16 protein-coding genes are annotated in these 21,177 nt (G+C 65.0%); 8 read left to right on the top strand and 8 right to left on the bottom strand.

The features are described from left to right. Nucleotides 1-253: 253 nt before the first annotated feature. Entirely contained in the window at nt 254-1,243 is a 990-nt protein-coding gene (locus EJ073_RS15390; RefSeq protein WP_126056482.1) for a transglutaminase-like cysteine peptidase, read from the top strand. Nucleotides 1,244-1,266: 23 nt separating this feature from the next. Here the strand turns inward: EJ073_RS15390 and EJ073_RS15385 are convergent, their stop codons facing one another. From EJ073_RS15385 to EJ073_RS15370, 4 genes are read right to left on the bottom strand one after another with little or no spacing between them, the layout of a single operon-like run. Continuing rightward, nucleotides 1,267-1,908 carry a ribbon-helix-helix domain-containing protein gene (locus EJ073_RS15385; RefSeq protein ID WP_126056481.1) on the bottom strand — a complete coding sequence of 214 codons (642 nt, stop codon included), beginning with the start codon at nt 1,906-1,908 and terminating at the stop codon, nt 1,267-1,269. After that, nucleotides 1,898-3,187: an HlyD family type I secretion periplasmic adaptor subunit gene (locus EJ073_RS15380; RefSeq protein WP_126056480.1), complete on the bottom strand. Its 1,290-nt coding sequence runs from the start codon at nt 3,185-3,187 to the stop codon at nt 1,898-1,900. The genes EJ073_RS15385 and EJ073_RS15380 overlap by 11 nt, the downstream gene beginning before the upstream one ends. Before the next feature lie 14 nt (nt 3,188-3,201). Continuing rightward, nucleotides 3,202-5,334: a type I secretion system permease/ATPase gene (locus tag EJ073_RS15375; RefSeq protein WP_126056479.1), complete on the bottom strand. Its 2,133-nt coding sequence runs from the start codon at nt 5,332-5,334 to the stop codon at nt 3,202-3,204. A 28-nt stretch (nt 5,335-5,362) separates the two neighbouring features. Then, a complete protein-coding gene (locus EJ073_RS15370) occupies nt 5,363-6,820 on the bottom strand; it encodes a TolC family outer membrane protein (protein WP_126056478.1) in 1,458 nt (485 codons plus the stop codon). 769 nt (nt 6,821-7,589) lie between these two features. Between EJ073_RS15370 and EJ073_RS15365 the strand changes: the two genes are divergently transcribed. Next, nucleotides 7,590-8,900: an NAD(P)H-dependent oxidoreductase gene (locus EJ073_RS15365; RefSeq protein WP_126056477.1), complete on the top strand. Its 1,311-nt coding sequence runs from the start codon at nt 7,590-7,592 to the stop codon at nt 8,898-8,900. A gap of 6 nt (nt 8,901-8,906) precedes the next feature. Here EJ073_RS15365 and proC read toward each other — a convergent pair whose 3' ends face one another. The 3 genes from proC to EJ073_RS15350 form a co-directional block, all read right to left on the bottom strand. Continuing rightward, nucleotides 8,907-9,722: a pyrroline-5-carboxylate reductase gene (gene proC / locus EJ073_RS15360; protein ID WP_126056476.1), complete on the bottom strand. Its 816-nt coding sequence runs from the start codon at nt 9,720-9,722 to the stop codon at nt 8,907-8,909. Between the two features lie 72 nt (nt 9,723-9,794). After that, nucleotides 9,795-11,114 carry an O-antigen ligase gene (locus EJ073_RS15355; RefSeq protein ID WP_126056475.1) on the bottom strand — a complete coding sequence of 440 codons (1,320 nt, stop codon included), beginning with the start codon at nt 11,112-11,114 and terminating at the stop codon, nt 9,795-9,797. Next, complete coding sequence (locus EJ073_RS15350; RefSeq protein WP_126056474.1) at nt 11,083-12,081, bottom strand: glycosyltransferase; 999 nt, start codon at nt 12,079-12,081, stop codon at nt 11,083-11,085. The genes EJ073_RS15355 and EJ073_RS15350 overlap by 32 nt, the downstream gene beginning before the upstream one ends. Nucleotides 12,082-12,251: 170 nt before the next feature. Between EJ073_RS15350 and EJ073_RS15345 the strand changes: the two genes are divergently transcribed. The 3 genes from EJ073_RS15345 to EJ073_RS15335 are packed head-to-tail and all read left to right on the top strand — an operon-like array spanning nt 12,252 to nt 15,117. Further along, on the top strand, nt 12,252-13,418 hold the full coding sequence (locus EJ073_RS15345; protein WP_126056473.1) for a glycosyltransferase family 4 protein: 1,167 nt from the start codon (nt 12,252-12,254) through the stop codon (nt 13,416-13,418). Then, on the top strand, nt 13,415-14,197 hold the full coding sequence (locus EJ073_RS15340; RefSeq protein WP_126056472.1) for a WecB/TagA/CpsF family glycosyltransferase: 783 nt from the start codon (nt 13,415-13,417) through the stop codon (nt 14,195-14,197). The genes EJ073_RS15345 and EJ073_RS15340 overlap by 4 nt, the downstream gene beginning before the upstream one ends. Then, nucleotides 14,194-15,117: a DUF6492 family protein gene (locus EJ073_RS15335; RefSeq protein WP_126056471.1), complete on the top strand. Its 924-nt coding sequence runs from the start codon at nt 14,194-14,196 to the stop codon at nt 15,115-15,117. The genes EJ073_RS15340 and EJ073_RS15335 overlap by 4 nt, the downstream gene beginning before the upstream one ends. A gap of 11 nt (nt 15,118-15,128) precedes the next feature. On the opposite strand, the gene EJ073_RS15330 is transcribed toward EJ073_RS15335, so the two are convergent. Next, entirely contained in the window at nt 15,129-16,424 is a 1,296-nt protein-coding gene (locus EJ073_RS15330; RefSeq protein ID WP_126056470.1) for a lipopolysaccharide biosynthesis protein, read from the bottom strand. 202 nt (nt 16,425-16,626) lie between these two features. On the opposite strand from EJ073_RS15330, the gene EJ073_RS15325 reads away from it, so the two are divergent. The 3 genes from EJ073_RS15325 to EJ073_RS15315 all read left to right on the top strand — a co-directional run bounded on the left by EJ073_RS15325 (nt 16,627) and on the right by EJ073_RS15315 (nt 21,097). Continuing rightward, a complete protein-coding gene (locus EJ073_RS15325) occupies nt 16,627-18,972 on the top strand; it encodes a GumC family protein (protein ID WP_126056469.1) in 2,346 nt (781 codons plus the stop codon). Between the two features lie 210 nt (nt 18,973-19,182). Continuing rightward, nucleotides 19,183-20,082 carry a bifunctional methylenetetrahydrofolate dehydrogenase/methenyltetrahydrofolate cyclohydrolase FolD gene (folD, locus tag EJ073_RS15320; RefSeq protein ID WP_126056468.1) on the top strand — a complete coding sequence of 300 codons (900 nt, stop codon included), beginning with the start codon at nt 19,183-19,185 and terminating at the stop codon, nt 20,080-20,082. Between the two features lie 16 nt (nt 20,083-20,098). Next, a complete protein-coding gene (locus EJ073_RS15315; protein ID WP_126056467.1) occupies nt 20,099-21,097 on the top strand; it encodes a GlxA family transcriptional regulator in 999 nt (332 codons plus the stop codon). Nucleotides 21,098-21,177 lie beyond the last annotated feature (80 nt).

Here is a 21,177-nt window from a genome sequence, read left to right as displayed (position 1 = left end):
TGTTTCATATATTATGATATAGTAACTTTGCTATTTTTTACGCATGGTAAACCTTCGCCATATAACCCGGTATACTAGTGCTTTTCCGGACCCGTTTTGGTGAGGGTCGGCGGGCCGGGTTTGGCAAATATAAGTATAAATAAGAATAAAATTTTAGATAAAGTAGATGAAATGAATTGCTGCAAACTTATCCACCTTCATTTCCAATAATTTGAGACAGGATTGATAGCGTCCACAGTCAAAGGTGGGCGTCATGAAAACACAAAAAGCTCTGCTGGGGAAAGCCGGACTCGAGGTTCTCGTGCTGGCGATCGGCCTCTGCGGGATGCCGCAACCGTCATCGGCGAGCGCAGCGCCGGGTGATTCGGCATTCACGGGAACGCTTGCGAAAGTGGTCCGGGCACCCCTCAGCCTGGGCGGTGTTTCGCTGGCCAGATATCAGCCCTGGCAGCCTGCGGCGTCATACAGGATCGGCATGGTCTCCGGTGCCTATGGCTTCGGCGAGGTCGAGCGTGCGGAGGCCGCGTCAGCGGCGCAGGGTGGCGCCGGCATTGACCCTATCCAGACGGCCGCGATCATTCCGGGCGTGTTCGGCTCGGTCGCGCTGTCGATGCGCAACTTCCCGGTTGCGGCGCGCTGGGCGCCCGTCTACCGGGCGATCGTCGACTGCTCGGCCGGCAGCGCATGCGAACGCAAGAACACCTCCTTCGTCGCGATCGTCGACGCCGCCAAGGGCAAGGGGTTCAGCGACAGGCTGGCTTTCATCAACACGAGCATCAACCGCCTGATCGCCTACCGGAAGGACAGCGCCGTCTATGGCAAGCTGGACTATTGGGCGAAGCCTTCGGAAATCCTCGAGCGCCGAGCCGGCGACTGCGAGGATTTCGCCATTCTCAAGATGACGGCGCTGCTGCAGGCCGGCGTTCCGGCGCAGAGCATGTCGCTCGTCGTTCTTCAGGACCGCAAACGGAAATTCTTCCACGCCGTGCTGTCGGTGAGTACCGCCAGCGGTGCCTTCATCCTTGACAGTCTCGGCAATGCCGTCAGGCGTGACAGCGATCTGCCCGACTACGTTCCGCTCTATTCCTTCAGCATGGACCGGGCCTGGATCCATGGCTCCAAGACCGGCGGCGCCGAGATGGCCGACATCAAGGGCGGCGTTGCCGCGGTTGCCCCCGGCGAGGGCCTGGAGCCGGACATGGTCTCCGCGATTGTGGCGCCGACCCGCATGGGCCCGCGCTGAACACCTTCCCGGCCCCTCCGGGGTCAGCCGCTGAAGACGAAAGCCATCAGCAATTCCGGCTCGGCCACCGGCGCGCGCGCCACGTTGAGCTGGCCACGGTAGCGGCGCTCGCCGACGCCTATGACGAAACCGGTATTCACGGGCGTTTCGCCATTGGCCTCGAGCCGGGCGAAGATATCGGCCACGTTGAGGTCGAGCGCCAGCTTCAGGTCGTGCCGCGCATCGTCATTCGGGCTCGCCGGCAACTGGCGCTTGACCAGCTGCTGGAACGGCGCGTTGAAAGTAAGGATCTTCTTCGACGACGACAGCGCGAAGGCCGGCGAAGGGCAGGCGACAAGTATCGCGGTGATCGTCCTGATCGAGGCAAGCTTGCGCAGTGCAAGGTTCTCCTGCGCCAGTCCGCGCATGCAGGCGACCCTGATCGCCGAGGTCAGGTTCCCCTGTTCGGCGTGGCTTTCGGCAATCTCGTCGACCAGCATGCCGATCGTGCACTTGCGGCTTTCGGCCATCTGTTTGAGCGTCACCCAGAAGGCGCGCTCGAGGCGGATGCCGCGGCGCACGCCGCCACGTGCGACGACGCGGAATTCCGGTCCGAAATCCTCGGCGGTCAGCGGCAGGAGCAGCCGCTCGCCCTGGGGGATGGCAGGTGTGATGCTATCGCTCACTCATCGCCTCCTCGCGTGCCTTGTTGATCGGCTTCAAGAGATAGGTCAGGATTGTCTTTCGTCCGGTCTTGATGTCGACCGAGCAGATCATGCCTGGAATGATGGAATAGGTTTTGCCGTCCCTTGCCAGTGTCGACTTTTCCGTGGCGACACGCACCTGGTAGTACGGTTCGCCGGTCTTCTGATCGACCAGGCTGTCGGCGGTGATGTTCGAGACCTTTCCCTCGATGCCGCCGAAGATCGAGAAGTCGTAGGCCGTGACCTTGATCAGCGCTTCCTGGTCCGGCCGGATGAAGGCGACGTCGCGCGGCGAGACCCGCGCTTCGACCAGCAGGGTTTCCGAGGTCGGGACGATGCCGGCGACCACCGCGCCAGGCTGCACGAAGGCACCCAGCGTGTTCAGGTCCAGCGTGTTGACGATGCCGTCCACCGGCGAGCGGATATCGGTGCGCGCCACCTTGTCGGTGGCACCGCGGATGGTCTCCTCCACGACCGAAAGCTCGGCCAGCGCCTGGGTGAGCTCGTCCAGGGCCTCCTGCTGCAGCTGCAGGCCGAGCTCATCCACCTGCAGCTGCGCCTCGGTGATCGCCGCCTTGGCCTTCTTTATGGTCTCGCCGGCGAGATTGAGCTGGCCGTTCAGCTCGGTCTGCTCGCGCTCGACGCGAAGCTGCTCGGTCCTGGCCATCAGCCCCTTCTTGACCATCGCTTCGACCAGCTTGGCCTCCTGGTCGCTGACGATCAGGTTCTTCGACAGGCGGTCGAAATTGGCGGTTGCCTCGTCCAGTTCCTTCTCGCGCTGGTCGAGGCGCGACTTGAGCACCGACAGCTTGTTCTCGAAGTTTCCACGCCGCGCAACGAGCAGCCTCTGCTCATTGTCGCAGATTTCCGGGGCGACCGACTGGATGTCGGCCGGGCATGGAAAGGGGCCGGCAATGTTGCCGCTTTGCTCGTATTTGAGCCTTGCGATGCGCGTCTGCAAAGCGCGCGCCTTGGCCTGCTGCTCGCCGAGGCTGGAGCTGTTGCCCGTATTGTCGAGGCGGATGATCAGGTCGTTCTTCTTGACGACCTGGCCGATCTTGACGGCGATCTCCTGGACAACGCCGGCCTCGCTGGCCTGGATGATCTGGGTCTTCGAGGCAGGTATGACCTTGCCGTCGCCGCGCGCGATCTCGTCGACTTCGGCGAAGGCTGCCCAGCCGACGAAAGCGACGAACAGCGCCGCTATGATGTATATCGAGGCCGACGCGAAAAGCGGCGGACGATCTTCCCTTGCAAGCATCTACCCTGTCCCAGTCAGGCGCTCGACTTCTGCAGCGCCTGGATGACTTGTTCCTTCGGCCCGTCGGCGACGATCTTGCCCTGATCGATGACGATGAGGCGGTCGGCCAGCTCCAGCATGCTGAAGCGATGGGTCGAGACGATCAGCGTCGTGTTTCGCTCGAAAGCCACCTTCAGCTGCTTGATCAGCTGCCGTTCCGAGGCAAGGTCCATCGACCCCGACGGCTCGTCGAGAAAGACGATCTTCGGTCTGGTCAAAAGCAGGCGCGCGATCGCCACCGCTTGCCTCTGGCCACCCGACAGGTTGGTGCCGCGCTCGCCGACATTCATGTCGTAGCCGCGAGGATGACGGGAGACGAATTCATCGACACCGGCGGCCTTCGCGGCCTCGATGATGGCCTCGTCGCTCGCCTCCGGCGCCGCCATCAAAAGGTTCTCCTTGATGGTGCCCGAAAACAGGTCGCCGGCCTGGGCGACGATGCCGACCGCGGCGCGCACCTCCGAGGGGTGGTATTGGCGGATATCGATGCCGTCGACCAGCAGCTCCCCCGAGCTCGGCAGGAAAAGCCTGCCGATCAGGCGTCCCATCGTGGTCTTGCCCGATCCAATGCGGCCGATAATGCCGACACGCTCGCCAGGCTTGACCGAGAAATTCAGCCCGCTCAGTACCTCGGTTTCGGAGCCGGGATAGACGAAGCCGACATTCTTGAAGGCCATCGCGCCGTTGCGGATCGGGCGATTGACGAAACCCACCGTGTCCGGCCTGTCCTCCGGCTGCGACATGATCGAGTTGACGATCCTCAGCGACAGCATGGCCTGGCGGAACCGGGAGAGCGTGATGGCGATCTGGCCAAGCGGCGCCACGGCCCGGCTTGCCAGCATGACCGTGCCGATGATTGCCCCGGTGGAGACATACCCTTCCGAGAAGGCATAGGCGCCGGCCACGACCAGGGCGACGGTCACCAGCTGCTGGATGGATCCGGTGATGTTGCCGGCGGCGGCCGAAAGCTGCTTGATCTTTTCCGACGTGTTGGCAGCGTTCTTGGAATGCTCGCCCCATTTGCGCAGCAGGTACGCCTCGGCGCGCAGCGACTTGATCGTTTCCAGCGTCGAGATGGATTCGACCAGCAGCGCCTGGCGCTGCGAGGCCTCGTTCATCGAGGCCGCCACGCGCTTGCCGATGCGGCGCTGCGTCACCAGTCCGACGATGATGGAGATCACGAAGGCAAGCGCCGGGATGACCACCAGCCAGCCGCCGATTGCGTAGATGACCAGCAGGAAGACGAAGACGAAGACGGTGTCGATGAAGACGCTGATCGTGTTGGAGGTGAAGAACTCCCGCACAAATTCATATTGGGTGACGCGGCTTGCGTATTCGCCGGTTGAACCGGGCCGCGTCGATAGCGAAGAGTTCAGCACCTTCTCGAACAGGAGATAGGATATTCTAAGATCCGCCCTGCGCCCGGCATAGTCGATGAGCGAGGCGCGTGCCGTCTTCAAAAGCAGGTCGAACAGGATGACTGCGCCGATGCCCAGCGCCAGCACCCAGAGCGTCGCGATCGCCTTGTTCGGCAGGATCCTGTCGTAGACGTTCATGGTGAAGATCGGCGATGCGATGGCCAGCATGTTGATGAAGATCGCCGACAGCACGACCTTCGAATAGGTGCGCCAGAACGCACCCATCGTTCCGGTTAGCCAGTGCCGGCGCTCGATCTTCGGCGCCGAGCCGACCTTCATCGCCTCGGTGGTGTTGGCGTAGGTGATCGAGAAGGACGCGCCGCCGCTGATATAGCTTTCGGCCAGCTCGGACTTGCTGATCGTAGTGCGGCCGTTTTCCTGAGGGGCGGTGAGGTAGTCGCCGCTGTCGATTTCCGCCAGCAGCGCGACGGGCAACTGGCTGACGCGGAAAACGATGGCCGGAAGGTCGACGCGTCCGCGCAGGAAATCACGATGGTTGAATTCGCTGACCTCCAGGCCGATGCGCTCGGCCAGGTGCCTGATATCGGCGATCTCGATGCGCGACTCCCCGATCGGGACCCCGGCAAACAGCACGGTCTCCGCGCTCGGCCTGCCGAGATACGCCGCAACGGCCGAAAAACAGGCCTTGAACGCCTCTTTGGGCGACAGGATATGTGGCTGCTGATTCACGACCCGCCCCGAAGGACCAGCGATCGACTTACATCGGCTGCTTCTTCCTGACTGGCGCGAGGATGTCGAACGGCAGATCGTTCTTCTGCTCCGACGGGGTCCGCGCATAGGTTTCGGTATCGGCGGTTTCCGGCACGCCGAACTCGGTTCGCGCATAGGCCGTCGACTGCTTCGCCGGCGCGATGTTCATCGTCTTCAGCAGCTCTCCCGTCGCCGCCAGCAGGCGGTACTGGGCGAAAAGCGAGGCGTAGGACGCGGTATCGGCCAGCGTCGCCGTGTTGAAGCGCGTGTTCTGCGCGTCGAGCACGTCGAGCAGCGATCTCTGGCCGACCTTGAACTGCTCGCGATAGGACCCGACCAGCCTTTCATTGGCGGCGGCCTGTTGCTTCAGTGTCTTTGCCAGGTCGGCTTGCCGGAAGCGACGGTCCCAGGAGGTGCGGACCGCTTCCTCGATCTCGCGCAGAACCTGATGCAGCGCAAGGCGCTGTTCGCTGGTGCGACGGATCTGTTCCTGCTCGTTGGCCTTGTCGATGCCGCCCCGATAGAGGTTCCAGCGCAGCACCACCCGCGCCTGCAGGTCGCTGGTATCACCGTCATTGCCGTCGATGTCGGTGCCGGCGCGGGCAACGCCCTCGGCGATGATCGACGGTCCGAATTTCGCCCGTGCGGCGTCGACCAGGGATGCGGCGGCGTCGATGTCGCTGTTGGCCATGTGCACGCGCGGATTGTTCTGCCGCGCCAGCCCGATCGCCTCGTCAAGCGAGCGCGGCAGGGCAGCGGAGACATCGCCCGGCCGCGAAGCATTGGTCAGCGGTTTTCCAACGGTCTTGAAGAACCGTATCTTGGCGGCTTCAAGTTCCTCGGTGGCTTCCTGCATGCGCGCCTTGGCGGCGAACAGCCGCTCCTCGGCCTGCTGGCGGTCGGCCTCGTTCAGCGCGCCGCCGGCGATGCCTTGCTGGATGTCGCCGAGAATGGACTGATGGAAGCCGAGGTTCTTCTTCGCCTCCGAGACGATCTGAGCCTGCAGCATGTATTCCAGATAGTCCTGGACGACGGACAGCCCGATGAATTCGGACCGCTCCAGCACCCGGAACGACGCGCCGTCGACCCGTGAGGCCTGACGGTTCAATTCGGCGCGCCTTGCGCCGCTGTCATAGAGCGTCTGCGAGACCGTCAGATCGGTTTCGGCCGGATAGAGCGCGTCATCCTCTATGGAAAGCGCGCGCCGGGATGGATTGTCGAGACGGCGGGCGCCGGCCGATGCTTCCAGATCGACGCTCGGAAGGTAGAGACCCTTCGCCTGGCGCAGCTCGAATTCGATCGCCTCGCGGTTCTGGATCGCCTGGCCGATCTCCGGATTGGATTCGACCGCGACCGCTATGGCTTCCTTGAGCGTGAGTGCGCTAGCAGTCCCACAAGCCAGCATCGAAACTGTCATGGCGAGCGCAATGCGCCAGCCAACGGTGACATTACCCGTCCTGTTCATTTCTACCCCGTGACTTTGTATCCCCGCGCCCGTGTTGTTTTTTTAGGCGCTCAGTGCCCAAGCCTGCCACCGGAGCTCTCCCACGATTATCTATCAAAATTTCGCAACGTGTGAGCGCTTATTCATTTGGGGGCCCGCCAAAAACGAGAATCCGGCCATTAGTTTCGCCGGATGTAGCAAAAATGGCACAGAAAGGACGGGCCGCTGACCCGCCATTTGGTGTGAAAGGAACGCCAATTGGCGTGAAAGGAGCAAAAGTACCCTTCGCGCAAACGAAGTACAAAACGCGGCGCACATAGAATCACGCGCTGGCGTCGGCCGGTCTTCCAGCACCGGCAAGGCAATGTGCCTCCAGCAAAATATGACCGTGGGCAGCAAGGGTTCAACCGCCGGCAGAATCGCGGCCTGAATACTTCTCGCAGCGAAGCCGGCCTCCGGTGCAAAGGCTTGCCATTGGGCCAGCCATCATGATGCCGTGTCCCCCGGTGCGACAACGCGCCATGCGGGTTCGGGGGTGAAGGATACAGCTTCGGCGCGCAGCGGCGGAGCGCATGGGTATGGCGTGTGCGGTTGCGTTCAAACTATGTGTTTCTGCGCTCGTTCCTGCCTTGGCTGGAGAGTCAAAGGCGCCGAAGGAAAACCGCTGCGCGCTTTTCCTTTAATTGCTCCAAATCCCAGAGAAATTGCCGCCGTTTTGCCGGTTTCATTGGCAATGGAGGGCGGTTGCCTGCTATTGCCGCTTCAAATAAAAAAGCATGGACGTTTCCGCATGACCAATGTCGCCCTGACCGGGCTTGCCCGCGATCTCGCCAGACGGGCCGCCGAAGGCCGTCCGGTGCGCATCGGCGTTATCGGCTCCGGCGAGATGGGCACCGATCTGGTGACGCAGGGCATGCTGATGCCCGGCATTTCGGTCGCGGCCATCTCGACACGGCGCCCGCACACCGCCCGCGACGCGATCCGCATCGCCTATGGCGACGAGGCCATGGCGGCTGAGGCCGACACCGCTTCGAAGGTCAGCCAGGCGATCGAGAGCGGCAGGATCGCCATCACCTCGAACGAAATGCTGGTCACCAATCCGCTGATCGACGTCGTCATCGACGCCACGGGAAAACCCGGCGTCGCCGCCGACTTCGACCTGATGGCCATGGAGCACGGCAAGCATCTGGTGATGATGAATGTCGAGGCCGACGTCACCATCGGCTGCTATCTGAAACAGCAAGCCGACCGGCTAGGCGTCGTCTATTCGGTCGGCGCCGGCGACGAGCCGTCGAGCTGCATGGAACTGATCGAGTTCGCCTCGGCGCTAGGCTACACCATCGTCTCGGCCGGCAAGGGCAAGAACAATCCGCTCAACCATGACGCGGTGCCCGACGACTACCGCGAGGAGGCGCTGCGCCGCAACATGAACCCGCGCATGCTGGTCGAGTTCGTCGACGGCTCGAAAACCATGGTCGAGATGTGCGCCATAGCCAACGCCACCGGTCTGGTGCCGGATGTCCCAGGCATGCATGGTCCCAAGGCCGACCGCGACGAGCTCGCCAAGGTGCTGATCCCGAAGGCCGATGGCGGCATCCTGTCGAAGAAGGGCGTCGTCGACTATACGATCGGCAAGGGCGTGGCGCCCGGCGTCTTCGTCATCGTCGAGGCGACGCATCCGCGCGTCATCGAGCGCATGGACGATCTCCATGTCGGCCACGGCCCCTACTACAGCTTCTTCCGGCCCTACCACCTGACCTCGCTGGAAGTGCCGCTGACCGCCGCCCGCATCGTGCTCCATCGCCGGCCCGACATGGTGCCGCTGCCGAGGCCGGTGGCCGAGGTCTGCGCCGTCGCCAAGCGCGATCTGGCAGCGGGCGAGACCTTCGACGCCATCGGCGAGACCTGCTACCGCTCCTGGACGATGACCGTCACAGATGCCCGCGCCAGCCGCGCCGTGCCCGTCGGCCTGCTTGAGGGCGGCAAAGTTCTGAAGCCGGTCAGGAAAGGCGAATTGCTGACCGCGGACAACGCCGCGCCTGACGAGACGACCAGGCTCTACGCCTTGCGCCGCAAGCAGGACGAGATGCTGTACGGCTGATCGAGTTTACTTCCCCAGCTCTATCGACCTCAGCCGCGCCGCTTCCACCGCTTCGGTCAAAAGCCTCGTCAGCCGCTCCTCGCCCATCAGCACGCCAAGCGCGGCGGCCGTCGTGCCGTTCGGGCTGGTCACCTGCTGGCGCAGCACGCCGGGGTCCTCGTGGCTTTCGGCGGCGAGCGAGGCGGCGCCATAGACCGTCTGCATGGCGAGCAGGCCGGCGGTCCTGGCCGGCAGGCCGGCCTTTTCGGCTGCAGCCGTCAGCGCCTCGATGAAATGGAAGATGTAGGCCGGGCCTGATCCGGACACCGCCGTTACCGCGTCCATCAAGCCTTCGTCGTCGATCTCGGCCACTTCGCCGCTCGCCGCCAACAGGTCGGCGACGAAGCGCTTCGTGTCGTCCGACACCAGCGGGTTGGAGAACACCACCATCATGCCCTTGCCGATGGCGGCCGGCGTGTTCGGCATGCAGCGCACGATCGGCGCACGGTCGCCCAGGATTTCGGTGAAGGTGGCGACGGGCGTGCCGGCGGCGACGCTGAGGAAGGTGGTGCGGCCGTCGCCGAAACGCTTGTAGGCGGCGGTCACGTCGCGGATCACTTGCGGCTTGACCGCGATGACGACGAGGGAAGGCACCGCGTCGGCCGGAATTCCGGCGGCATCCGCGGCGGCGCCGCAGCCCAGCGCCTCGGCACGCTTGCGCAACGCGTCATTGGGCTCGACCACGAACACGGCTTGCGGTGCAAGCTTGCCGGATTTCAGCCAGCCCGAGAGCATGGCGAAACCCATATTGCCGCAGCCGGCGAGAACAAGCCTGATTGTCATTTGGATGCCTCCGCGGGAACGGCCTTCCCATAGACGCTTGCGGCGTGGCGGGAAAGCCCCGTCGAAGCCAGCTCAGGAAGAGCGGCGCACCGCCAGCGGCCGCAGCGCCACCTGCCTCAGCCCGAGCACGCTGAGCACGAAGAACAGCCAGACGGGGTCGGCGCGGCGGAAGAAGAAGCTTTCGAGGAAGCCGTTCAGCGCCGCGAACAGCAACACCATCATGAAGAAGTCGCCGAGATAGATGTTCTCCTTGCGCAGCGGGATGCGCATATAGTCGCGCAGCGGCGCGATCAGGAAGGTGTAGACCGCCAGGCAAAGCGCCGGAATACCCATCAGCACGGCGATGTCGAGATAGCCGTCATGGCCGTGCACAATGGTCCGGATGTCCCAGGGTCGGTCGAAGGGCTGGTCCTGGTTGAGCAGCAGCGGTGTCCCCCAGAAGCTCTCATAGCCGTAGCCGGTCCAGGGTTTCTTCGCCAGCATGCCGCCGGCGAACTCCCACAGCGTCGTGCGCCCGGTATAGGTAAGGTCGGGAAAATAGACCGCCGCCAGGTGCTTCACCGGCGGAATGAAGACAATGCCCAGCGTGCCGACCGCCGTGGCGATGATTGCCAGCGCGAACAGGATCGGCGTGCCGAGCCGCATGCCGATCAGGCTCGGCAGCACCACGATCAGGATCGAGAACGGCACCAGCCCGACCGTCGTCTTGGAGCCGGTGTGCAGCATGAAGATCATGGCGACGGCGAAGATGCCCGCGCCCCAGAGCTTCTGCCCCCGCCGATAGAGATAGAGCCCGGCGAAGCTGAAGCAGGCCATGATCGGCCCGGCGATGTTCTTGTGGGTGAAGACGCCGCGCCAGAGCCCAGCATGTTCGGGTTCCTGCGAGTCGGCCGTGTGCATGGCCTCATGCGGAAAGACGATCAGGCCGACATAGGAGAGGCCGATGACGACAATGGCGGTGAAGATGATGACCTTGGAGAAGCTTTCCGCGTCGCGCGGCAGCGCCAGGATCGTTGCCATGGTCAGGATGCCGATCAGCGTGAACGAGGCGGCGCGCATCGCCGAGGGCGGATCGGTCGCCAGCACCACCGATAGCATGAAGAAGCCGAGCATGAGCATCCAGGACGGGCTGAAGAGCGAGCGCGCCACCCGCGGGTCGGCGAACGCCATAAGCGAGAAGATCGAGATCGCGCCGAGCGAGCTGAAACCCAGCTGATTGACGATGTCGCCACCTTGGCCGGTCAACTCGGCGCCGGCCGGCTGGAACGGCCGGAACGACACCATGATGACGGTGAACAGCAGCGCCGCTATCGCGGTGGCGACGCCCTCGCGGGTGAACGCCGCGCTGAGCGGCGCCCGCTCAGTTCTTCTCAGGCTGCCGGTATTGCTCATTGGCGTATCCGAATTCGGCCATCACGCGGCCGAGGGCGACATGGATGGGATAGAGGCCGATCGCGACCGATCCCGTCCGCGCCAGCCGGATCGCGCCGCGCAGCGGCGAAGCGGCAAGCAGCGCCAGACTCTTGGCGAACACTTTCAGGCCGGCAAGCGGCGTGCCGGCGCGCTTCTTCTTCTCGACCAGCGTCGAGATCACGCCGTTGCGCAGGCTGCGGGCACGGATCCAGTCGGCCTCGACGCGCCGGGCGGGCACCGTCTCATGCACCTTGGCTGCGGCGCACCAGCCGAGCACGAAGCCTTTCTGGGCCGCTCGGCTGAGGAAATCGGAATCGCCGCCGCCCATGAAGTTGAAGCGCAGGTCGAGGAAGGGTGGGCTCATGGCGGTCAGCACGTGTCGCCCGACCAGGAGGTTGCCGGACGAATAGAGCGCAGGCACGCGGCCCGTCTCGCGATAGGGCGGCGCGAAGACCGGGTGCTCCGCCCATCTGGTATGCGTCGGCTCCGCGAACACCGGCACCTGCGGTCCGCCGATTATGTCGGCGCCGAGCGTCTCGGCCGCCTTGCACATGCGCTCCAGCCAGTCGGGATCGGCGAGCTCGTCGTCGTCGATGACCAGCAGGTGGCGGAAATTGGGAAAATGCAGGATCGCGGTCTGCCAGCCGGCGTTGTAGGCGCTGCAATTGCCGCGCTCATGCGCGATGATGACCAGACCCGACATTTCGCCGCGCTCGAAGGACGGCAAGGCCGCCTTGGCGCCGTCGCGCGCCTCGGCTTCGTTCTCCATCACGATCACGGCGAAGCGTCTCGCGGTCCGCTGAGCCTTCAGCGACGCCAGCGTCGCCAGCAGCATCTGCGGGCGCTTGAAGGTCGGCAGCGTAACGACCACCTCGATCGCCTCGGCGGCAAGCCCAGGGGAGCGTCCCGCGATCGATACCGAACCGTCCGATGGCAAGGGGATCATGCGCTCCAGCCGCAGGGGTGATTTTGGCCCTCGATAGCACTGCGATGATAACGTTTCGTTAATCACCTTTCGCGGCGAAATCCGCGACACCGAGACTCTCGGCGCCCATTTGGTTCACTTAATCAAGGGTTCACCCCGCTTTGCTATCTGGGTTGCGCTGGATAGGTGAGATGCATCTGCTGTTCGCCACATCGATCGTGCCCGACGGCGCTCTCGCTTCGGGCTATGAGATTGCCAACGCCGCGATCATAGACGCGTTGCGGCGCGCGGGCGTGCGCGTCACCGTGGTTGGCTTCAATTGGCCGGGAAAGCCGGCGGCCGACCCTGACAACACCATCGTGCTCGGCGCCGTCGACGTGCGCACCGAAAGCGCAGCACCGCTGCAAAAGCTCGCCTGGGTGGCCAAGGCGATGCTCTCCGGCCTCACCTTCGCCTCGGTCAAGCTGCGTATCGTTTCCGATGCCGAGGTCCGTGCCGCGATCGGGCGCGCCGGCCCAGTTGACGGTTATGTGCTGAACTCAGTGCAGTTCGCCGGCGCCTTCGAGACGCTCTTCGGCGACCGGCCGTCCATCTTTGTCGCCCACAATGTCGAGCACCGCTCGGCCGAGGAGAATGCCGCCGCCGCGGCAAGCCTCCTTCAGCGCCTCCTGTTTCGCCGGGAGGCGAGGCTGCTCAAGGTCATGGAAGAGCGGCTCTGCCGCCAGGCGCGTTTCGTCTTCACCCTGGCCGAGGAGGATCGCGCGGCACTTGGCGTCGCCTCCACCGACCGCTCGGCGGTGTTGCCACTGGTCACCCGCAGCCAGGCGCCGGCCGGCCGGAGGCGCATCGACTTCGACGCGGCCCTGATAGGCACCTGGACCTGGCAGCCGAACCGCATCGGGCTCGACTGGTTCCTGCAAAAGGTCGTGCCGCATCTGAAACCGGGTTTCCGCATCAGGATCGCCGGCGGCATGCCGGCGGGCATCACCTCCGCCCATCCCGGTGTCGAATTCGTCGGCCGCGTGCCTGACGCGCAGGCCTTCGTGCGCGCGGCCGCCGTTATCCCGCTGATCAGCACCGCCGGCAGCGGTGTGCAGCTCAAGACCATCGAGACCTTCGAACTCGGCTTGCCGTCCGTCGCCACCAGCCGCTCGCTGCGCGGCATCGGCCATCGCCCGGACAATTGTGTCGTCACCGACGATCCGATCGCCTTTGCCGCCGCGCTCGAGGCCGCCGCCGCGAATGCCAGGGATGTCGACGGCAGCGCCTTCCATCGCCGTCAGGTCAAGGCGCTCGATGCCGCGATCAAACTTGGCCTCGATAAGCTCGGTTCGGTCAGGCAGGAGGCGTTCGCATGAACATGCACGCCACCCGCAAGGCGTTCGGGTCCGACACGTTGAAGACCATCCTCGGCATTCCCGTGCTCGCCATCCGCTGGGACGACGCGATCGCGCTACTGACGCGGCTGGTCGCTGAGCGGCGCTTCACCAAGGTCAGCTTCCTCAACGCCCACAATGCCAACATCGCCTGCACCGATCCGGTCTTTGCCGAGGCGCTGGACGATTTCCTCATCCTGCCCGACGGCATCGGCGTCGACATGGCGGCGCTGCTGCTCTACGGCACGCCGTTTCCGGACAACCTCAACGGCACCGACTTCGTGCCTGCCTTCCTGCAGGCCTCGTCGCGGCCGCTGACCGTCGGCCTGCTCGGCGCCACCCGCGTGAACGCCGAGGCGGCATCGGTCAAGCTCGCCGCGCTCGCCGTGCAGCACAGGTTCGTGGTCATCCACGACGGCTATTTCTGCGCCGCCGAGGAGCCGGTGATCGTCGACAGGATCGCAGCGCTGCGGCCGGATGTGCTGCTCGTCGCCATGGGCGTGCCGCGCCAGGAATTGTGGATCGCGCGCCACATCGACGCCCGTCACTGCACGCTGCCGATCGCGGTTGGCGCGCTGCTCGATTTCCTGAGCGGCACGGTGCCGCGCGCGCCGCTGTGGATGCGCCGTCTCAGGCTCGAATGGCTGTTCCGGCTGCTGATCGAGCCAGGCCGCCTCTGGCGCCGCTACGTCGTCGGCAACCCGCTGTTCCTGTGGCGCGTCGCCAGGCAGAAATTCTCGGCCGCCGGAGCGCGTCCTTGAACAGCCGCTTCGTCCCGGATGCAACGGCCGAAGTCCAGCGGCTGCCGCCGGCGCCGACGGCCGCGGTGGTGACCGCCAGCTATGCGCCGGATTTTGAACGCTGCCGTCTGCTGTGCGAGACGATGGACCGCCAGCTTTCCGGGTTCGCGCGCCACTACATACTGGTCGAGCATCGCGACGTGGCGCTGTTTCGCCAACTGGAGAACCACCGTCGCATCGTCGTCGACGAACGCGATCTCCTGCCGCGCTGGCTGCATGTCGTCGACGATCCGTTCTCCCTGTTTCGCCGCCGCGTCTGGCTCAGCCTGAGGACGCAGCCGCTGCGCGGCTGGCATGCGCAGCAGCTCCGCCGCATCGCCATTGCCGGCCATGCTGGCGAGGACGTGCTGATCTTCTGCGATTCCGACGTCGCCTTTCTCAGGCCGTTCGACGCCAGTGCCTTCTGGCGTGACGGTAAGGTGCGGCTGTTCCGGCGCGATGGCGTCCTGGCGAACGATGGTCATGACGAACATCGCATCTGGTCGCGTAATGCCGGCGCGGCGCTCGGCATCGATCCGACCAAGATCACGGTGCACGATTACATTTCGACGCTGATCGCCTGGCGGCGCGAGACCGTCACGGCGATGTGCAGCCGGATCGAGAATGTGCATGGCCGCGACTGGGTCGCGGTCCTCGGCTCGGCGCGAAAATTCTCCGAATGCATGATCTACGGCCGCTATGTCGACGACGTGTCGGAGGGGGCCGGCCATTTTCACGGTTCGGAAGAATTCTGCCGCGTCCACTGGACCGGCGAGCCCCTGTCGGACGATGACTTCCGCCGTTTCGTTGCCGGCATGGCGCCCGAACAGGTGGCGATCGGCTTGCAGTCCTTCATCGGCACCGACATCGGCCGCATCCACCGCCTGATCGGGCTCGCTTAGCCTAAGCAGAATTAGATGGCCTTGGCCGGCCTGCGCATCGCCGAGTAAGTGAGAAACGCCGAGGCGAGATAGAGCAGCAGGAAGACGACGTTGAGCGACAGCACCAGGTTGGACGTGTCGGCGATCGTCGTCAGCACATAGATCAGGAGCACCGCCTTGAGCCCGGCAAGCAGGCCGAGATTGAGCGCCCGGACGGCTGTCTGGCCGCGCGCGAACAGCAACTCGGCCTGGTATTCGACCAGATTGCGCAGGCCGGGCACGCAGATGGCTAGCGCCACCAGGGGCGCCGCCTCCGCGACATTCCTGCCCAGCGCGTTGGGGAAGAAATGCAGCACGATGCCGAGCGCGGCGAGCGCCAGCGTCGAGACCAGGAACACACCGCCCTCGATGCCGCTCTTGACGGCCAGCCGCGACAAGAGCTCCGGTGCCCGCATCATCCGTTGCACCAGCATCATCGAGAAGGTGCGGATCGGGATCGCCGTCAGGTCGACGAGGCGCATGATGATGGCGTAGATGCCGGCGAGATGAGCGCCGCCGATCGACAGCACCAGCAGCTTGTCGAACTCCATCTGCAGGTAGAACAGGACCTCGGCGCCGGCGACATAGATCGAGTCGGCGAGCCGCCTGAGATAAAGCTCGGTGCGCAGTCGCAGCCGCTGGCGCGGATAGAAGAAGCCGAAGGCGATGGCGAGCGAAGCCGCGTTGGCGCCGATGTAGTACCAGGACCAGACGCCGACGCTGTGCTGCGCCGCCAGCATGAACAGCACCGCGCCGAGCGCCCTTAGCGCGGTCGCCAGGATCGCCAGCACGGCGGCCCGGCCGAACTTGCCGAGCCCGTTGTTGACGATCAGCGCCACCTCGACCGGCCGCCACAGCAGCGCCTCGGCGAAGACGACCGCGGCGAACACCGGCAGCGGCACGGTGCCGGCGAAGAAGATCAGGTAGACGACGTAGGATGCCGCCGCCAGAACCGGCAGCGAGACGATGCCGAGCAGCAGGAAGCCGGCGGTGAAGGTGCCGATCAGGTTGGGGCGGATCGTGGCGGTGCGGTAGAGCGCCGAGATGAAGCCGAAAGCGAGGACGCGAGACAGCATGACGCCCGCCGCCGAAGCGGTGGCGAACATGCCGAATTCGGCGATCGACAGCGTGTTGGCCAGCGCGATGAAATAGGCGAGCGAGAACACCAGCCGTCCGCCCGCGCCGCTGATTGCGGAAAAATAATCGAAAACCAGCTTCCGGCGCGCGGCCACGAAGGCGCCGATCCGGGTGAGGCTCCGCCTCTGCGGTATGTCGCTGGCATGGGTCATAGATCCGCCGGACCATAGGCCGGAAAGCTTAACGTGCCGTTCTGGAGAGGCTTCGACTGCGCCCGAAAACCATGCAATCAGGGCGCGAAAACTCGCCTTTCTGGCGCCGAAATTAACCTTTTGTTTCCTATGCCTGTTTAGCGTGGCTTAACGATTGGCCGACCGCCTCTCCCAAGCCGCCGAAGAGTAAAGCTCCAAGACAATGGTCGACAGGGACAACCGTGAGGACTGGAGGCGTGAGCGCTCGCTGCTGGCGCTCGGTCAGGCCATGCGTGGCGAGGATGACGCCTCTCTGGTCGCGATCGGCGACCGCGCCAACCAGTCATGGCGCGAGGATGCGGCGGAGCGCCACCGTCTCGCACGCGCGCAGCGCGAGACGCGCTCGCCCGCCGGCGTCGAGCCGGGCCGATATCAGGCCGATCGGCAGCCGATCGCCAACGAACCGCACGTCGAGGACGGCTGGGCCAAGCGAAGCGACTATGCGCGCGAGGAGCCGGCGGGACTTTCGCAAGGCCACGCGCCTCAGGCCGCGCTCGATCCCCGCCATGCTGCGAACGTGCGGCGGCCCGCCGTCGACGATGCCGACAGCGAGCAGTGGAAGCCGCTGATCGACCCGATGCAGGTCGTGCGCGGCATTGCCCGCTCGAAGGCGCTGATACTCTCGACGACGATCCTCGGCGCGGCCCTCGGCGTCGCAATTGCCTTGTCGACGCCGAAGAAATACGAGGCCACGGCCGAACTCATCGTCGATCCGCGCGACCTCAAGCTCACCGATCGCGATCTCACACAGAACGTGGTCGCCTCCGACGCGACGCTGGCGATCGTCGAGAACCAGGTCCGCGTGCTCACCTCCGGCACGGTCCTCAACAAGGTCGTCGACAAGCTCAATCTCACCAACGATCCCGAGTTCAACGGGCAAGGTTCCGGCGGTCTCGGCGTCATGTCGATGATCCGCTCGATCCTGTCGCGCCACGATGCCGGCGCCGCCGACGATGCCCGCCGGCGCGCGCTCGCCGTCGGCAATCTGGCCGAGAGCCTGTCGGTCGAGCGCGGCGGCAAGACCTTCGTCATCTCGATCGGCGCCACCACCCAGAACGGCGAGAAGTCGGCCCTCATCGCCAACACCATGACCGACGTCTTCCTGCAGACCTTCGGCCAGATCCAGTCCGACACCGCCGGCCGCGCCACCGACGAGCTGACGGCGCGGCTCGACGAATTGCGCAAGGGCGTCGAGGCGGCCGAGCGCAAGGTCGAGGATTACCGGGCCACGCACGACCTCGTCGACGCGCAGGGCCATCTGATCAGCGACGACCAGATGCTGAAGCTCAACGAGCAGCTTTCCGTCGCCCGCGCCCGCACGCTGGAGCTCAACGCGCGGGCGGCTTCGGCGCGTTCGCTCAGCGTCAATTCGGTCCTCACCGGCACCTTGCCGGAAGAGATCAACTCCAACACCATGGGCGAACTGCGCGCGCAATATGCGGCGCTGAAGCAGGAGGCCGATCGCGCCGCCGTCCGGCTCGGCCCGCGCCATCCCGAACTGCAGGCGCTCAGCGCCCAGCTCGCCGGCGCGCGTGACCGCATCGCCGGCGAACTGCAGCGCATCGCTTCTTCGCTGCAGGTCGACCTGAAGCGCTCCGTCCAGCTGGAGCAGGATCTTGCCTCCCGCCTGGCGCAGGCCAAGGTGCAGAGCGGCGACGTCAACAGCGCGCTTGTCTCGCTGCGCGAGCTTGAGCGCGAGGCCGCGGCCAAGCGCTCCGTTTACGAGGCCTTCCTGCTGCGCGCCAAGGAAACCGGCGAGCAGAAGGACATCAACACCGCCAACATCAACGTCATCTCCAAGGCGTTTGCACCGCTCGAGGCGAAAGGACCGTCGCGCGCCGTGATGGCGCTCGCCGGCCTGCTGCTCGGCTTTGCTTCCGGTGTCGGGCTCGGCGCCATGCGTGGCGCCTATGAGAGCCTGCACGAAACCGCGACCTCGCGCTCGCGTCGCCGCGGAAACGACGACCGCAGGCCGGCGGTCGAAGACAAAGTCTATCGGGCGCCGCCGCCTGCTCCGCTGCCGCGGTCGCAGCCGCGCGCCCCATTGCCGCCTCCGCCGCCGCCCGCCGCGACCACCGGGGCCGAACGTTCGGGGCCGGTCGGCGCCCTGCTTTCGGCGGTGCGCGAGATGATGCCCGGCAAAAGGCAAAAGCCCGCCGATCCCGGCAAGGTCACCGAACGCCCCGCGTCCTATCGGCAGCCTCAATTCCAGCAGGATGAGCCGCCTCGGCGGCAACCGATGTACCCCGCTCAGCGGGCGCGGGCCTACGACGATGAGCCCGGTTTTCGGCCGGCACGGCCCGAACAGACAGCGCCGGCTGGCTATGCCAATCCGTCGCCAGCGGCGCAGCCCGGCGGGCAGGGGGCGTACCGGGATCAATTGTCGCCGCAGGTGCAAGACACCGAGGACCAGCAGGGCCAGATCGACGAAATCCGCGAAAGCCTGCGCGAATTCCGCGAAGCGGTGCGCGAGCTCACCGAAAGCCGTTCGAACCGCCGCTATTTCTAAATCCCGCCCCATCCGATAAAAGCGGCCGGTTTCGAGTTTACGGCATGCGACGGCGTTTTGACGGGATTGCCCGTCGGAATTTTCGTGAAAATGCCGCTCGGCATATCGCCCGAACCGCGCGGGTTTCGGGTCTGTGAAACAATGGGACAAGGCGGTCGCATGAATCCCAAGGGATGCGACGTGCGCTGATGGAAGAGTTGAAGGTGGTTCATGGCCGAAGTGATTGACGGAAAGAGCGTCGCCGAAGACGTGGTTGGCAAGGTCAAGGCGCTGACCGCGGAACTGGCGGGCAAGGGCGCGACGAAGCCCGGCCTCGCCGTGGTGATCGTCGGCGAGGATCCGGCGAGCCAGGTCTATGTCGCCTCTAAGTCTCGCACCGCCAAGGAATGCGGCTTCCACTCGCTGCAGCACACGCTGCCGGCCGAGACCTCGGAGGCCGAATTGCTCAAGATCATCGGGGATCTGAACGCAGACCCGTCGATCCACGGCATCCTGGTGCAGTTGCCGCTGCCCGGCCACATCGATTCCGGCAAGGTCATCCAGACCATCGCGCCGGAGAAGGATGTCGACGGCTTCCACTTCATCAATGTCGGCAAGCTCGGCACCGGCGAGCTGGAGACGGCCTTCGTGCCCTGCACGCCGGCCGGCTCGATGCTCCTGATCGAGCGCGTGCGCGGCAAGGACCTCTCCGGCCTCAACGCCGTCGTCGTCGGCCGCTCCAACATCGTCGGCAAGCCGATGGCCAACCTTTTGCTTGCCGCCAATTGCACCGTCACCATCGCCCACAGCCGCACCAAGGACCTGCCGGCGCTTGCCCGCACCGCCGACATCCTGGTCGCCGCCGTCGGTCGTCCGGAAATGGTCAAGGGCGACTGGGTCAAGCCCGGCGCCACCGTCATCGATGTCGGCATCAACCGCATCGCCGCGCCGGAGAAGGGCGAGGGCAAGAGCCGCCTCGTCGGCGACGTCGCCTATGCCGAAGCCGCCAAGGCGGCCGGCGCCATCACGCCGGTGCCTGGCGGCGTCGGGCCGATGACCATTGCCATGCTGATGGCGAACACTGTAGCTTCCGCCTACCTTGCGGCCGGGTTGAAGCGGCCGTCCTTCTGACCGGGAAGCAGTCTACTTGCCGAACCATTCAATTCCCATCGAACGGCCGGTCGCGAACGATTCCGTTCAGGGTGGTCGTCAGTTCGGGTTCCTGCTGGTCGACAAGTTTTCGATGTTCTCGCTGGCCGCGGCGATCGACTGCTTTCGCTCGGCCAACCGCTTGCTTGGCCGCGATGTCTATGGCTGGACGACCATATCGGCGGATGGCGACGCCGTCATGGCCTCGAACGGCCTCCCGCTGAAGATCGATTATTCCGTCGCTGATATGCCGCCGGTCGACATCCTGTTCGTGTCGGTCGGCCTCTCCATCGAATTCCCGGGCAAGAGCAAGGTGCTGGCGGCGCTGCGCAGCTGGGGCAGGCGGGGCAATGCGCTCGGCGCGCTGTCGGTCGGCTCCTATCTGCTTGCCGAGGCCGGCCAGCTCGACGGCTATCGCTGCACCATCCATTGGGAGAACCGCGCCGGCTTCATGGAGCGTTTCCCGGACATCAACTGCACCGGCAATGTCTTCGAGATCGACCGCAAGCGTTACACCTGCGCCGGCGGCACCACCTCGATCGACCTGATGCTGGAGATCGTGCGCACGGATTTCGGCTCCAACCTCGCCAACGGCGTCGCCAACCAGTTCCAGCACGAGCGTATCCGCTCGGCCGGCGACCGCCAGCGCGTCGGCCCGGAACGCGACCTCACCGGCAAGTCGGAGAAGCTCAGGCGCATCGTCGAGCTGATGGCCGATCACCTCGACGAGCCGCTGTCGGCGGTGCAGCTTGCCAAGTCGGCGGGCCTGTCGGTGCGCCAGGTCGAGCGCCTGTTCCTGCGCCATTTGAGCGTCACCCCGGGGCGTTACTACATGAGGCTCAGGCTCGAGCGGGCGCGCGAACTGCTGCGCCAGACCAACATGCCGATCCTCGACGTGGCGATCGCCACCGGCTTCACCTCGCACTCCTATTTCGCGCAGAGCTATCGGCTGCAGTTCGGCCGACCGCCGTCGGAAGAGCGCCGCACCACCTACTGAGCATGAGCCGCCGTCCCTGGTGCCTGTGCGCAAGGCCGTGTGCGGACTTGTGTCCCAAGGCCGGGTCAAATACCTTTCCC

This window comes from Mesorhizobium sp. M4B.F.Ca.ET.058.02.1.1 (assembly GCF_003952505.1).
In the GTDB taxonomy this organism is placed as follows: domain Bacteria; phylum Pseudomonadota; class Alphaproteobacteria; order Rhizobiales; family Rhizobiaceae; genus Mesorhizobium.
Note: the sequence above shows the minus strand (reverse complement) of the source record. Positions and strands in the feature narration are given on the sequence as shown.

Bases quoted from the DNA above. Each gene is read 5' to 3' on its own strand.
- folD (WP_126056468.1), top strand. From the start codon at position 19,183: ATGGCCGAAGTGATTGACGGAAAGAGCGTCGCCGAAGACGTGGTTGGC.
- EJ073_RS15370 (WP_126056478.1), bottom strand. From the start codon at position 6,820: ATGAACAGGACGGGTAATGTCACCGTTGGCTGGCGCATTGCGCTCGCC.
- proC (WP_126056476.1), bottom strand. From the start codon at position 9,722: ATGACAATCAGGCTTGTTCTCGCCGGCTGCGGCAATATGGGTTTCGCC.
- EJ073_RS15345 (WP_126056473.1), top strand. From the start codon at position 12,252: ATGCATCTGCTGTTCGCCACATCGATCGTGCCCGACGGCGCTCTCGCT.
- EJ073_RS15340 (WP_126056472.1), top strand. From the start codon at position 13,415: ATGAACATGCACGCCACCCGCAAGGCGTTCGGGTCCGACACGTTGAAG.
- EJ073_RS15390 (WP_126056482.1), top strand. From the start codon at position 254: ATGAAAACACAAAAAGCTCTGCTGGGGAAAGCCGGACTCGAGGTTCTC.
- EJ073_RS15380 (WP_126056480.1), bottom strand. From the start codon at position 3,187: ATGCTTGCAAGGGAAGATCGTCCGCCGCTTTTCGCGTCGGCCTCGATA.
- EJ073_RS15355 (WP_126056475.1), bottom strand. From the start codon at position 11,114: ATGAGCAATACCGGCAGCCTGAGAAGAACTGAGCGGGCGCCGCTCAGC.
- EJ073_RS15330 (WP_126056470.1), bottom strand. From the start codon at position 16,424: ATGACCCATGCCAGCGACATACCGCAGAGGCGGAGCCTCACCCGGATC.
- EJ073_RS15325 (WP_126056469.1), top strand. From the start codon at position 16,627: ATGGTCGACAGGGACAACCGTGAGGACTGGAGGCGTGAGCGCTCGCTG.
- EJ073_RS15350 (WP_126056474.1), bottom strand. From the start codon at position 12,081: ATGATCCCCTTGCCATCGGACGGTTCGGTATCGATCGCGGGACGCTCC.
- EJ073_RS15365 (WP_126056477.1), top strand. From the start codon at position 7,590: ATGACCAATGTCGCCCTGACCGGGCTTGCCCGCGATCTCGCCAGACGG.